Origin of the sequence: Domibacillus antri, from assembly GCF_001936625.1 — a bacterium.
GTDB lineage: Bacteria > Bacillota > Bacilli > Bacillales > Domibacillaceae > Domibacillus > Domibacillus antri.
Map to the genome: position 1 here is coordinate 1 of NZ_MSDU01000071.1, position 13,040 is coordinate 13,040.

The following is a 13,040-nucleotide window of genomic DNA, read 5'->3' on the forward strand; positions in this document are numbered from 1 at the left end:
TTTGTTTTCTATCGAACTGAGGGGCATTTCATATCGTAACTTTAATTCTAAAACGTTGACGTTTTTATTGATTATGTTCAGTTTTCAATGTTCAATTAATCTTCTTTTGTCTTAAGCGACTTTAATATCTTATCATTATAAGAATTAAGAGTCAATAACTTTTTTAAATTTGTTTCCCGCTTTTCAGCGGCAACGTTTAATAATATACCACCTTGTTTTTCACCGGTCAACCTTTTCTTTTCATTTTTTAATTAAAAATGAATATATGAATGGCTGCCAGCATAATAATGCCCGGCAGCCCGAGAAAACCCGCTATACATGATGTCGCGATATTCATTGCAATATGCATACCGGCGTTATTTATCAGTACATTTACGATATATAGAAAAAAAGCACCTATAATAGTTTTTTTAGCTGTCAGCACTGCTAAATAAACGATTTTTTTCATTCACCATCACACTCCCATATCATCATATGGAAGATAGTTATTCTTTTATGCGAATCTTTCGCTTTTTTGCTTCTCTGAAAAGAAAAAAGTATTTTGCCTGCGCCGCTTTCGTCTGCGCTTCAAGTTCATCGTTCTGCTCAAAGCTCAATCGAAGCAATTCGCGGTGCTGGAACCATTCTTTTTGGGAACGATCGAGCAGCACAATCAATTTTTCATCGTATGCTGCACTCAGCTTTTGCTTTTTGCGAAAAAACATGGTGAATCCTCCTATAGCTCGCGGCGGCCTTCGATAGCTTTCGATAACGTTACTTCGTCTGCGTACTCAAGATCGCCTCCGACCGGCAGACCATGGGCTATGCGCGTCGTGCGGATGCCGGACGGTTTTAAAAGCCGGGAAATATACATGGCCGTCGCTTCTCCTTCAATGTTCGGATTTGTCGCCAAAATGACTTCTTTGATCGTTTCATCCTGCAGACGTTTCACAAGATCCGGCACATTGATGTCTTCCGGCCCGATTCCTTCCATCGGGGAAATGGCACCATGCAAAACATGATACAGACCGTTATACTCTTTCATTTTTTCCATCGCGATGACATCTTTCGGATCCTGCACAACACAGACGATGCTCCGGTCGCGCCGTTCATCTTTGCAAATCGAGCATGGATCCTGATCGGTAATATGACCGCAGACCGAGCAGTAGCCGAGGTCACGCTTTGCATTAACAAGTGCTTTGGCAAAATCCAGCACGTCGTCTTCTTTCATATTCAAAATAAAAAAAGCCAGACGAGCCGCAGTTTTCGGCCCAATGCCCGGCAGTTTCATAAAGCTGTCAATCAGCTTTGTAATTGGTTCGGGATAATACATTCGTCAATTCCTCCTCAATTAGAAAGGAAGGTTCATCCCTTTCGTAAACTGACCCATTGTTTTGTTCGTTTCTTCATCCACTTTTTTCAGTGCATCATTTACAGCAGCCAGGACAAGGTCTTGCAGCATTTCAATGTCATCCGGATCCACGACTTCTTCTTTAATTTGAACGTCCACCACTTCTTTTTGACCGGAAATGCTGACAGTGATCATGCCGCCGCCTGCTGTTCCTTCAAATTTCTTTTCCGCCAGTTCTTCCTGTGCTTCCTGCATTTTCTTTTGCATTTTTTGCATTTGTTTCATCATATTTTGCATATTTCCGCCACGCATCATGTTCATCATCCTCCATTTTCATTAATCCTTGATTTCAAGAAATTCTTCACCGACAAGCTTCAGCGCTTCTGAAACGAGCGGATCCTCTTCTTCTTCCTGCACGTCGCTGTCAGACGCGTCAGCAGGCGATGTGTACGTACCGTCTTCCTTTTGTTTTTTCAAAAAGGAACGGCGTATATCAAGCCAAGACTCTTCCGGCACCACAAAAGGGCGGTACGGTTTGCCTGTCAGCTCATTTAAAATGGTCGAAATGGAATCCATAAACGCTTTGTTGTCTGAAGCCATTTGACAGTGAATTTCATATTTGAATTTTAACACAAATGAATCGCTAGAAGCAGCGACAGGTTCCGCATCATTTAAAAGGGCCGCCTGTGAACGCATTTGCCGTTCATTTAAATAACCGATCATGCTGCCCCAGCGGCTTTTAATATTTTGAATATCCTGCTTTGTCGCTTCCGATAACACTTTCTCAATTTGAGGAACAGCCACTTTAAATTGAGAGGTCGGACGGGACATTTTTTTCGCAGGCTGGCGGGCGGCTTCCGGCTCTGCAGCACCCGCCGGACGGTTTTTCAATTCCTGGACTTCCCGCTCCAGCCTGTTTATTTTCTCAAGAAGCCCTTCAATCTCCGGTCCTGAAACCGCTTCGGTGTTACGCATTTGCATCCGGCACATTTTCACAAGAGCCACTTCAAGGTAAATACGGGCATGATTCGTAAATTTCATGTCCTGCTGTGTTTTGTTTAACACCGCAATATATTCATATATCGCCTGCTCGGAAAACTGACCGGCCATTTCAATAAATTCTGCATTTGCCATCGTCCGTTCCAGCGATTCTTCAAGATCCGGTGTCATTTTATATAACAGAATATCACGGAAATATAAAATAAAATCTTCTGTAAAACGAACAGGATCTTTCCCTTCCATTAAAAGCCGATGAAGCGTCTGCACCGCTTCCGCCGCATTCTCCTTTTGAATGAAACGGGCAATGGCATTCAGCATGCCCTGGCCGACTGTACCGGTTACAACAAGCGCATCTTCTTCCGTCAAACGGCCGCGGCTGTATGAAACCGCCTGGTCGAGAAGGCTGAGTGCATCACGCATACCGCCTTCCGCCGCCCTAGAAATAATAGGAAGGGCTGTTTCGTCATATTGTGTACCGGTTTCGTTTAAAATCAGTTCCATCCGTCCGGTAATTGCCTGCGCGGTAATTCGTTTAAAATCAAATCGCTGACAGCGGGAAATAATGGTTAAGGGGATTTTATGCGGTTCTGTTGTCGCTAATATAAAAATTACGTGTGCCGGTGGTTCTTCCAATGTTTTTAACAGTGCGTTAAAGGCACCCGTCGAAAGCATATGCACTTCATCAATAATATACACTTTATATTGAACTGAACCCGGCGCATATTTTACTTTATCCCGTATGTCCCGAATTTCATCGACCCCGTTATTGGAAGCCGCATCAATTTCAATCACGTCTTGAATCGATCCGTCGGAAATACCGCGGCAGGCACTGCATTCATTGCACGGTTCTGCTGCCGGACCGTTTTCACAGTTCACCGCTTTCGCCAAAATTTTGGCCGCGCTTGTTTTTCCTGTGCCGCGCGGGCCGGAAAATAAGTAAGCATGTGAGATTTTATCTTGAAGGAGAGCGTTTTGGAGCGTTTTCGTTATGTGCTCCTGCCCAACGACATCCGCGAATTTTTGCGGCCGCCATACACGGTATAATGCCTGATAACTCATCGTCTTCCCCCTTCACAGTCCTTGTTTCATTATAAACGAACGTGCACCTCTTTACTATAAAAAGGCGCGCAAAAAAGGCGTCCGGATGATCCGGACGCCTTTCTTATTATGTATACCGTGCACCTTCTGTCGACTGCCAATCACAGGCGTTACTTAAGCAGTTAGCTCAGCCCAGGCTGCCCCGCGGCACATGAGAGAGTCCACTTAATGCTGCTTCCTTCCGGACCTGACATGGTTCATGGGTTCCCATTGCGCAGGACCCGGACGTCAACGCCACTTACAAAAGGCAGACCCCACAATTAAACAGCCTCGAGAAGGAATTCAGTCCCGCTAGAGCGGATTGCGGATACAGGGCACCGCTACCTCCCCACTTAGCACGGCAAAGAATATTGTACTATATTGCACGATAAAAAGCAACGATTGCGCTATTCCTTCAACTGCTGCTTTTGTTCCTTTTTCTTTTGCCGCAATCTGCGAAAGAAATTAGTTAACATCATCCCGCATTCTTCAGCCAGCACGCCGGATATGACAGCACACTGATGATTAAAACGATTGTCCTCAAGCAAGTTCATTAATGTGCCTGCGCACCCTGCTTTCGGATCGGCCGCACCATATACCACGCGGTCGACACGCGATAATAAAATGGCTCCGCTGCACATCGGACACGGCTCAAGTGTCACATAAAGGGTTGTTTCTTCGAGCCGCCACGATCCGACTGCTTCACATGCTTTTTCAATTGCCAACAGCTCTGCATGAGTCACCGCATTTTGAGTTGTTTCCCGCAAATTGTAAGCGGAAGAAATCACTTCATTGTTTTTTACAATGACAGCGCCAATTGGAACTTCACCAAGCTGTTCCGCTTTTTTCGCTTCTTCTATCGCCAGTTTCATAAAAAATTCATCCATTTTTCATGATCCTTTCTAAAAAATCTCGGGTAATACTATGGTGTAAGGAGGAAATAACATGAAGAAAAAATTCGCGCTGCTCATTATCGATATGATAAATGATTTTAATTTCCCAAATGGCCAAAAATTAGCGGTTGAAACTGAAAAAATCCTTTCTCCTATTTTAACATTAAAACAATATTGCAGATCAAATGATATTCCGGTTATTTATGTAAACGACCATTATAATTTATGGAAAGCTGATATCCGGCTTATTATCGATCGTGCAAGAAACGATTTAAGCACCCCCATTATACAGCAAGTAAAACCGGATCATCATGATTATTTTTTGATCAAACCGAAACATTCCGCGTTTTATGGGACTGCTTTACACACCTTACTGTCCGAACTTGGTACAGATGCCGTGATTGTAACCGGCACAGCAGGCAATATATGCGTCTTTTTTACAGCGAATGATGCATATATGCGTGAATTTGATGTATATGTACCAAACGATGCGATTGCATCTGAATTTCTAAAATATAACAAATGTGCACTTAAGATGATGGAAACGGTTTTAAATGCAGATGTGCGGCCTTCCGCTGCATTAATAGACTTGTTGAAAGAATAGGCATAAACCGTCCCCTTCTTATGTACAAATAGTATAGAGAGGGGGATACGTTTTTGCATATTTACGTCGTCAAAAGCGGGGATACACTTTTTCGAATTGCGCGGGCTTATGGAACAACCGCTCAGGCGATCAGTCAGGCAAATCAGCTGCCAAATCCTGACCGCCTTGTCGTCGGACAGGCAATCGTCATTCCTGTTCCCGGCCGCTTTTATATCATAGCAGCTGGCGACAGTTTATGGAGCATTGCCCAGCGTTATGGGACAACCGTTCAAGAGCTGGCGCGGCTCAACGGCTTGTCTCAGGCCGCTCCATTGCAAATCGGCAGACAGCTGCGCATTCCTGGGCCGGTGAAAACACGCGCGGAATTTACTGGTTATATTCAGCCGTCTGTTTCCGGTTACTCCTCAGCACTTTTGAACAGAGCACGAGAAGCCGCTCCTTATTTAACGTATTTTGCACCGGTCAGTTTTAACGCCAAGCGGGACGGTACATTAGAAGAGCCCGCCATCCAGCCGCTCCCAACAATCGCTGAACAAAACGGTGTCGTTTTTATGATGGACATCACGAATCAGGAAAACGGACAGTTCAGCGATGAACTCGGACGCATTTTATTAAATGATGAAAACGTCCAGCAGACACTTTTAAACAACATAAGCCGTATTGCAAGGCAGTCAAACTTCAGTGACATTCATTTTGATTTTGAATACTTACGCCCTGAAGACCGGGAAGCATACAACCGTTTTTTACGCAGGGCAACAGAGCGGTTCCACCGCGAAGGAAAAACAGTGTCTACCGCGCTGGCACCGAAAACGAGCGCCGGACAGCAGGGGAAATGGTATGAAGCGCATGATTATAAAGCACATGGGGAAATTGTCGATTTCAGTATTATGATGACATATGAATGGGGGTACAGCTATGGTCCTCCCATGGCCGTGTCGCCGATCGGTCCGGTCCGCAATGTGCTGACATACGCATTAACAGAAATGCCCGCTTCAAAAATCGTGATGGGACAAAACCTTTACGGGTACGACTGGACACTCCCGTACCAGCAAGGCAATCCGCCGGCCCGCGCAATCAGCCCGCAGGAAGCCATTCAAATCGCCGTCAAATACAATGCGTCCATCCGCTATGACCGCGTCTCGCAGGCCCCTTATATTGACTATACCGATGAAAACGGGCGTCTTCACAAAGTATGGTTCGAAGATGCCCGCTCAATTGATGCAAAATTTTCATTATTAAAAGAATTAAAACTGCGCGGTATGGCCTACTGGCGGATCGGACTTTCCTTCCCGCAAAATTGGCTGCTGTTATCAGACCGTTTTACCGTGATCAAAAAATAAAAAAAGAACGTCCACCCGGAATTCCGGATGGACGTTCATATCTCCAATTATGCGCTTATGTTAAAAATGGAGGAGGAAAGGGGATTCGAACCCCTGCGCGGTTTGACCCGCCTGTCGGTTTTCAAGACCGATCCCTTCAGCCGGACTTGGGTATTCCTCCGTATCGACAAGAGTTAATTTATCATAAAATAACTAATGATGTCAATAGGGTTTGTAAAATTTTTAAAAGGGAATCACAGCACATAGACGAGGCGTTCATTCATCATGTGTGACGTCCTTTTCATTAAATGTTCCTTTCCATCTTGACTGTTTCTACAAAAAGAAAAGACGACTGACATGCGCCAGAACGCCTTTTCCAGTAAAACATTTATTTTTTAACGATTCGATCTTTGCCGCCCATATACGGACGAAGCACTTCCGGAATAATGACACTTCCGTCTTCCTGCTGATAATTTTCTAATATCGCTGCGACAGTCCGGCCAATTGCAAGACCAGATCCGTTTAACGTATGAACATGTTCCGGTTTGCCTGTTTTTTCACGGCGGAAGCGGATATTAGCCCGTCTCGCCTGGAAACCTTCAAAGTTTGAACAAGATGAAATTTCTTTGTATGCATCGTAGCTTGGAAGCCATACTTCAATATCATATTTTTTCGCGGCAGTAAAACCAAGATCGGCTGAACACATATTGAGAACACGATATGGAAGGTCAAGCAGCTGAAGTACTTTTTCCGCATGTCCTGTCAATTTTTCAAGCTCCTCATAAGAATCTTCCGGTTTTACAAAACGAACCATTTCGACTTTGTTAAACTGGTGCTGGCGGATCAATCCGCGTGTATCACGTCCGGCTGAACCCGCCTCTGAGCGGAAACACGCACTGTACGCCGCATAGGCAATCGGTAGTTCGTCCGCACTCAAAATTTCATCGCGGTGATAGTTCGTCACCGGCACTTCTGCTGTCGGAATGAGGAAATAATCTTCCGCTTCAATTCGGAACGCATCCTCTTCAAATTTTGGCAGCTGGCCAGTGCCTGTCATGCTCGTCCGGTTAACCATATACGGAGGCATCATTTCTGTGTAACCGTGCTCTTCCGTATGCAGATCCAGCATGAAGCTGATCAGCGCACGCTCTAATTTGGAACCAGCCCCCTTGTAAAAGGTAAAACGGCTGCCCGTTACTTTGCCGGCCCGTTCAAAATCTAAAATATCAAGATCTGTTGCAATATCCCAGTGCGGCTTCGCTTCAAATGTAAACTCCCGCACATCACCGTGGCGGCGAACTTCGACGTTATCATCTTCTGATTCACCGGCCGGCACACTTTCATGCGGAATATTTGGCATACGAAGCATCAGCTGCTCCAGCTTTTCTTCCGTTTCACGAAGAACCGTGTCCAGCTCCTTAATTTTTTCACCGACTTCACGCATTTCGACAATTAGTGTATCGGCATCCTGTTTTTCTTTTTTCAGCCGCGCCACTTCCTGCGACACGCTATTGCGCTTTCCTTTCAGCTCCTCCGTCTGACCGAGCAGCTCCCGCCGTTTTTGATCGAGCGCTTCAAAATCTTCAAATGCGCTCATATCTTCACCTCGGAACTTCAAACGTTCTTTCACTTCCGCAAAATTTGAACGTAAATACTTCATATCCAGCATGAATAATTCCTCCTTTTGAAAATAAAAAAACTCCCGCCCCTAAGTATAGGGACGGAAGTAATATTCCGCGTTACCACCCTGATTGAAAGCATGACGCTTTCCTCTCAACTGCGTTTTAACGGCCTGCGCCGGTCAATGCCTACTTTTTCTTTCAGCATCCCGCTCCGGAATGGATTCACCTGACTCCCCCACCGGTTCGCACCACCCACCGGCTCTCTTTCCGAGAAAAATCACGCTATTATTTTCCTTCATCGCGTTTTATTATTCAATTCAAATTCAATGTACTACAATTTTTATGAATTCGCAAGTGATGCTTTTGCCTGTTCCGCCATGTCGATGAAATAACGGGCAATGCGATGATCATCTGTCAGTTCCGGATGGAAAGAACAGCCAAGATAGTGACGATCACGCGCTGCGACAATACGGCCGTCGCATTCCGCCAGCACTTCCGTCCCTTCTCCTGCCGACACGATATGAGGCGCACGGATAAATACCGCATTGTAATCATCTGCCACTCCTTTGATCGACAACTCGGCTTCAAAGCTTTCTTTTTGACGTCCAAATGAATTTCGTTCAACGGTAATGTTCATCAAGCCGAGATGCGGTTCATCGTATCCGACAATATCGCTTGCAAGCAAAATAAGCCCCGCACACGTTCCAAACATCGGCCGGCCTGACTCGCCAAACTGACGAAGCGGCTCCATAAAACCGTATCGGTCAATCAATCGGCGCATCGTTGTGCTTTCACCGCCCGGCAAAATCAATCCATCAAGATCATCAAGCTGTTCCGGCCATTTCACAACGACTGCTTCTGCCCCGTTCTCTACGATTGAGCGGACGTGTTCACGAACCGCTCCCTGCAGTCCTAATACGCCTATCTTTGTCATTACCAGCCGCGCTCCTGCATGCGTGATTCCGGCGCAATTTTCGAAATTTCAAGTCCTTTCATCGGCTCGCCAAGTTCTTTAGAAAGTTCCGCGATCAATTTGTAGTCTTGATAGTGAGTGGTTGCTTCAACAATGGCACGCGCAAATTTGGCCGGATTGTCTGATTTGAAAATACCAGATCCTACGAATACACCGTCTGCACCAAGTTCCATCATAAGTGCTGCATCAGCTGGCGTTGCCACACCGCCTGCCGCAAAGTTTACAACTGGAAGACGGCCTTCTTTTTTAATTTGAAGAAGTACTTCATACGGTGCACCAAGCAATTTTGCTTCCGTCATGATTTCATCATCGTTCATATGAACAAGTTTACGGACTTGCGCATTTACCTTACGGATATGACGAACCGCTTCGACAATGTTTCCAGTTCCCGGTTCACCTTTCGTACGAAGCATCGATGCACCTTCCCCGATACGGCGTGCTGCTTCGCCAAGATCGCGGCATCCGCAAACGAATGGTACTGTGTATTCACTTTTCAACAAATGATACTCTTCATCTGCCGGTGTTAATACTTCACTCTCGTCCAAATAGTCAACACCCATCGCTTCAAGCACACGCGCTTCTACAATGTGACCGATACGCGCTTTCGCCATAACCGGAATTGTAACGGCATTCATTACTTCTTCAACGATACGCGGGTCTGCCATACGGGCAACGCCGCCTGCCGCGCGAATGTCAGAAGGGACACGCTCAAGCGCCATAACTGCTACCGCGCCTGCTTCTTCCGCAATTTTCGCCTGCTCTGCGTTGACAACGTCCATAATAACGCCGCCTTTTTGCATTTCAGCCATTCCCCGTTTAACGCGATCTGTTCCTGTATTCATCTTTCTCTTCCTCCTATATCGATCAAAAAAATTGAGTTTTTGTTAAATTCCTAAATCATACTAAACACGAAAAATCACCTTCTGTCAATAGCAGAAGGTGATTTTCATTAAAACCAACCAGTTACTTTATCAGCAATCCAGTTCCATCCATTGGCGATTCCTCCGCCAACAGCGCGCATAGTAAGTGTGAACCAGTTCGCTTTTTCTACATCTTGAGCCGTTTCCACTTGTGTTTTACCCGCTGCTTTTAAAAATGGAACTTCATTATCTTGATCATCTTTTATTACTACAAAACCAACCACTTCGCCCTTTTCCACAGGTGCTGTCAGCTCTTTGTTTTCATTTAAATCCGAACTATTTAAAACTAATTCTGATTTATATTTCGCCTCTGACTGTTTTGGCAGCAAAATCGCAGCAGCCGACTTCGTTTGAACGCCTACTTCTTTCTCTTTTCCTTTTTGAACGGGCAGTGTTTCAGCGCCCTTCAGCTGACTTCCGGCCGCGGCGATCTCCTGCCGTTCAAATTGGTCAAATCCGTAATCAAGCATTTTCTTCATTTCAACAAAACGGGCATTATATGTTCCATTGCCGTCAGAACTTTTCGCATCCATTACAACAGCAATCAGCTTCTGGCCGTTTCTCTCCGCTGTTCCTGTAAAACAGTAGCCGGCAAAATCAGTTGTGCCTGTTTTCAAGCCGGTCATGCCCTCATATGCAAAAACAAGTGATGGGAGCATCCAATTCCAATTTTCCATGGCAATCTCATCATCAGTGCCTTCGCGGAATTTTTTCTTCGGTATGCTGGCTGTCTCCAGCACTTCCGGGTAATCCTTCACTAAACGGTAGGCGAGCGTTGCCACATCGCGGCCGGACATCATGTTTTCATCCGTCTCACCGCCAGTTGAATGATTCCCTTTTAAGTCTTTATTATTCAAACCGGTCGCGTTCACAAACTGATATTGTTCAAGACCAAGTACTTTTGCTTTTTCATTCATTAATTTGACAAATTCCGCTTCTGAACCAGCAATTTTTTCTGCAATGGCGATCGTTGCCGCATTCGCTGAATAAATCGTCATCGCTTCATACAATTCTTTTATCGTATACGTTTCGCCGGCACGCAGCGGCACGTTTGACAAACTGCGGTCCTGAGAAACAGTATATACATAGTCGGACACCTGGTAAGTATCCTCAAAGCTTATTTTTCCTGCCTTCACCGCTTCAAGCAGCAAATATTCCGTCATCATTTTCGACATACTTGCCACACCAAGCTGTTTCTCACTATTTTTCTCATACAAAATCTGTCCGGTATCTGCATCAATTAAAATAGCCGCTGATGCATTTACCTCAAACGCCGCTTTTGCTTTCATTCCTCCCGGGACTACTAATCCAATGAACAACAATGCGCTTAAAAAAATAGCACTAATCCGATACCCGCTTCTCTTCTTCACACTGAAAACCCTCCATCTGTTATGTCACACTTTCGTTATTGTACCATACATTTTCAGTCGAAAAATAGACGCGAAACGACCTAGATATCCTACAATAGAAGCAGAGCGGGGTAAAATGTGAAGATAATGTTACAGAAGGTGAAGCTTTTAAATAAGATCCATAAAAAAGCCCGTCCCTCAAGGACAGGCTTCACTTTATTATAATGAATAGTTTGGTGCTTCTTTCGTAATTTGAACATCATGTGGATGGCTTTCACGAAGGCCGGCACCCGTCATACGGATAAACTGGCTGTTTTCTCGAAGCGCATCGATATCTTTTGTTCCACAGTAACCCATACCTGAACGAAGGCCGCCTGTTAATTGATACAATGTATCTGAAAGCGGGCCTTTGTACGCAATACGTCCTTCAATACCTTCCGGAACAAACTTTTTCGCATCTTCCTGGAAGTAACGGTCTTTAGAACCTTTTTCCATTGCACTGACAGATCCCATACCACGGTACACTTTAAAACGGCGTCCCTGGAAGATTTCTGTTTCGCCTGGACTTTCCGTCGTACCTGCAAGAAGGCTGCCAAGCATAACGGCAGATCCACCGGCTGCAATGGCTTTTACAATATCGCCGGAATACTTAATTCCGCCATCCGCGATAATTGCTTTTCCATATTTGCGTGCTTCAGTTGCACAGTCATACACTGCGGTAATTTGTGGGACCCCAACACCTGCTACAACGCGTGTTGTACAGATGGAACCAGGACCGATACCAACTTTTACAACGTCCGCGCCCGCTTCAAATAGTTCACGTGTTGCTTCAGCCGTTGCCACATTCCCTGCAATGATATTTAAATCCGGATAGGCCGAACGAATTTCTTTTACTGTTTCAATAACGCCTGCAGAATGACCATGTGCTGTATCAACCACAATCACGTCTACATTGGATTTCACAAGCATTTCAACACGTTTCATTGTATCGCCTGTTACACCGACAGCAGCACCAACAAGAAGGCGTCCTTGAGCGTCTTTAGCAGAGTTCGGGAATTCAATAACCTTTTCAATGTCTTTAATCGTAATAAGGCCTTTTAAAACGCCCTGGTCATCGATAAGTGGGAGTTTTTCAATTTTATGCTTTTGAAGAATTTGTTCTGCTTCTTCAAGTGTTGTACCAACCGGAGCAGTAACAAGATCATCTTTTGTCATAACATCTGTAATTAAAATTGAGTAATCTTGAATAAAACGAAGGTCACGGTTTGTTAAAATACCAACAAGTTTTTGCTCTTCTTGACTGTTAACAATCGGCACACCAGAAATGCGGTATTTGCCCATTAAATGCTCAGCATCAAACACTTGATGTTCCGGTGTTAAGAAGAACGGATCGCTAATAACGCCGCTTTCAGAACGTTTTACTTTATCCACTTGTTCTGCCTGCTGCTCAATGCTCATGTTTTTGTGAATAATACCAAGTCCGCCCTGACGAGCCATCGCAATCGCCATGTCACCTTCAGTTACTGTGTCCATACCGGCGCTGATCATTGGAATATTCAATTTCAAAGTTGGCGTAAGTTCTACCTTCAACGACACATCTTTAGGAAGCACCTCTGATTTAGCCGGCACAAGTAAAACATCATCAAACGTTAAACCTTCTTTTTTAAACTTATCTTCCCACATATTTAAACCTCCCTGACCGAAAAATATTATTAGTAGGTTATCAATTGAACGGGTATAATGTCAAGATAGGAGTTATATGTTAGACTTTTTGGAATTTTCACATTTAAATCCGAACATTAAAAAGAAATGTATTAATATTACACTAAAGAAACAATTTAAGTCATTAATAGATATTCCAACATAACTTTTCTCAATTCCGAGATACTCTCTTTACCGATTGCATTGTAATGTTTTAATCATAAAGAACAACAAAAAAACAACTTGATTTCTC

At 44.6% G+C, this 13,040-nt stretch carries 13 protein-coding genes, 1 tRNA gene, 1 other RNA gene and 1 other annotated feature; of the genes, 2 read left to right on the plus strand and 13 right to left on the minus strand.

The window, feature by feature from the left end:
• Positions 1 to 247: 247 nt before the first annotated feature.
• The 7 genes from BTO30_RS16605 to tadA all read right to left on the minus strand — a co-directional run bounded on the left by BTO30_RS16605 (position 248) and on the right by tadA (position 4,278).
• On the minus strand, positions 248 to 448 hold the full coding sequence (locus tag BTO30_RS16605; protein WP_075399803.1) for a pro-sigmaK processing inhibitor BofA family protein: 201 nt from the start codon (positions 446 to 448) through the stop codon (positions 248 to 250).
• Positions 449 to 485: 37 nt separating this feature from the next.
• The gene (locus tag BTO30_RS16610; RefSeq protein ID WP_075399804.1) at positions 486 to 704 is read right to left on the minus strand and encodes a YaaL family protein; all 219 of its coding nucleotides are present in this window, start codon (positions 702 to 704) and stop codon (positions 486 to 488) included.
• Between the two features lie 11 nt (positions 705 to 715).
• The gene (gene recR / locus BTO30_RS16615; protein WP_075399805.1) at positions 716 to 1,312 is read right to left on the minus strand and encodes a recombination mediator RecR; all 597 of its coding nucleotides are present in this window, start codon (positions 1,310 to 1,312) and stop codon (positions 716 to 718) included.
• Positions 1,313 to 1,330: 18 nt separating this feature from the next.
• Entirely contained in the window at positions 1,331 to 1,642 is a 312-nt protein-coding gene (locus BTO30_RS16620; protein WP_075399815.1) for a YbaB/EbfC family nucleoid-associated protein, read from the minus strand.
• Between the two features lie 24 nt (positions 1,643 to 1,666).
• Positions 1,667 to 3,388 (minus strand): DNA polymerase III subunit gamma/tau, encoded by a 1,722-nt coding sequence (gene dnaX / locus BTO30_RS16625; protein WP_075399806.1) that lies wholly within the window; start codon positions 3,386 to 3,388, stop codon positions 1,667 to 1,669.
• Between the two features lie 115 nt (positions 3,389 to 3,503).
• An RNA gene (gene ffs, locus BTO30_RS16630) (signal recognition particle sRNA large type) lies at positions 3,504 to 3,768 on the minus strand.
• Positions 3,769 to 3,813: 45 nt separating this feature from the next.
• Entirely contained in the window at positions 3,814 to 4,278 is a 465-nt protein-coding gene (tadA, locus tag BTO30_RS16635; RefSeq protein ID WP_425429478.1) for a tRNA adenosine(34) deaminase TadA, read from the minus strand.
• Between the two features lie 73 nt (positions 4,279 to 4,351).
• Between tadA and BTO30_RS16640 the strand changes: the two genes are divergently transcribed.
• Together BTO30_RS16640 and BTO30_RS16645 are read left to right on the plus strand one after the other, a co-directional pair.
• Positions 4,352 to 4,903: a cysteine hydrolase family protein gene (locus BTO30_RS16640; protein ID WP_075399808.1), complete on the plus strand. Its 552-nt coding sequence runs from the start codon at positions 4,352 to 4,354 to the stop codon at positions 4,901 to 4,903.
• A 53-nt stretch (positions 4,904 to 4,956) separates the two neighbouring features.
• Entirely contained in the window at positions 4,957 to 6,243 is a 1,287-nt protein-coding gene (locus BTO30_RS16645) for a glycoside hydrolase family 18 protein (protein ID WP_075399809.1), read from the plus strand.
• A gap of 67 nt (positions 6,244 to 6,310) precedes the next feature.
• On the opposite strand, the gene BTO30_RS16650 is transcribed toward BTO30_RS16645, so the two are convergent.
• From BTO30_RS16650 to guaB, 6 genes are all read right to left on the minus strand, one after another.
• A tRNA-Ser gene (locus BTO30_RS16650) sits at positions 6,311 to 6,403 on the minus strand.
• Between the two features lie 207 nt (positions 6,404 to 6,610).
• Positions 6,611 to 7,891 (minus strand): serine--tRNA ligase, encoded by a 1,281-nt coding sequence (gene serS, locus BTO30_RS16655; protein WP_075399810.1) that lies wholly within the window; start codon positions 7,889 to 7,891, stop codon positions 6,611 to 6,613.
• Positions 7,892 to 7,935: 44 nt separating this feature from the next.
• Positions 7,936 to 8,152, minus strand: a binding site (T-box leader).
• 32 nt (positions 8,153 to 8,184) lie between these two features.
• Entirely contained in the window at positions 8,185 to 8,778 is a 594-nt protein-coding gene (gene pdxT / locus BTO30_RS16660; protein WP_075399811.1) for a pyridoxal 5'-phosphate synthase glutaminase subunit PdxT, read from the minus strand.
• Positions 8,778 to 9,659 carry a pyridoxal 5'-phosphate synthase lyase subunit PdxS gene (gene pdxS, locus BTO30_RS16665; RefSeq protein ID WP_075399812.1) on the minus strand — a complete coding sequence of 294 codons (882 nt, stop codon included), beginning with the start codon at positions 9,657 to 9,659 and terminating at the stop codon, positions 8,778 to 8,780. The genes pdxT and pdxS overlap by 1 nt, the downstream gene beginning before the upstream one ends.
• Before the next feature lie 107 nt (positions 9,660 to 9,766).
• Entirely contained in the window at positions 9,767 to 11,107 is a 1,341-nt protein-coding gene (locus tag BTO30_RS16670; RefSeq protein ID WP_075399813.1) for a serine hydrolase, read from the minus strand.
• Between the two features lie 198 nt (positions 11,108 to 11,305).
• Positions 11,306 to 12,769 (minus strand): IMP dehydrogenase, encoded by a 1,464-nt coding sequence (guaB, locus tag BTO30_RS16675; protein WP_075399814.1) that lies wholly within the window; start codon positions 12,767 to 12,769, stop codon positions 11,306 to 11,308.
• Positions 12,770 to 13,040: the final 271 nt, after the last annotated feature.

Bases quoted from the DNA above. Each gene is read 5' to 3' on its own strand.
- BTO30_RS16605 (WP_075399803.1), bottom strand. From the start codon at position 448: ATGAAAAAAATCGTTTATTTAGCAGTGCTGACAGCTAAAAAAACTATT.
- BTO30_RS16610 (WP_075399804.1), bottom strand. From the start codon at position 704: ATGTTTTTTCGCAAAAAGCAAAAGCTGAGTGCAGCATACGATGAAAAA.
- recR (WP_075399805.1), bottom strand. From the start codon at position 1,312: ATGTATTATCCCGAACCAATTACAAAGCTGATTGACAGCTTTATGAAA.
- BTO30_RS16620 (WP_075399815.1), bottom strand. From the start codon at position 1,642: ATGCGTGGCGGAAATATGCAAAATATGATGAAACAAATGCAAAAAATG.
- dnaX (WP_075399806.1), bottom strand. From the start codon at position 3,388: ATGAGTTATCAGGCATTATACCGTGTATGGCGGCCGCAAAAATTCGCG.
- tadA (WP_425429478.1), bottom strand. From the start codon at position 4,278: ATGAAACTGGCGATAGAAGAAGCGAAAAAAGCGGAACAGCTTGGTGAA.
- BTO30_RS16640 (WP_075399808.1), top strand. From the start codon at position 4,352: ATGAAGAAAAAATTCGCGCTGCTCATTATCGATATGATAAATGATTTT.
- serS (WP_075399810.1), bottom strand. From the start codon at position 7,891: ATGCTGGATATGAAGTATTTACGTTCAAATTTTGCGGAAGTGAAAGAA.
- pdxT (WP_075399811.1), bottom strand. From the start codon at position 8,778: ATGACAAAGATAGGCGTATTAGGACTGCAGGGAGCGGTTCGTGAACAC.
- pdxS (WP_075399812.1), bottom strand. From the start codon at position 9,659: ATGAATACAGGAACAGATCGCGTTAAACGGGGAATGGCTGAAATGCAA.
- guaB (WP_075399814.1), bottom strand. From the start codon at position 12,769: ATGTGGGAAGATAAGTTTAAAAAAGAAGGTTTAACGTTTGATGATGTT.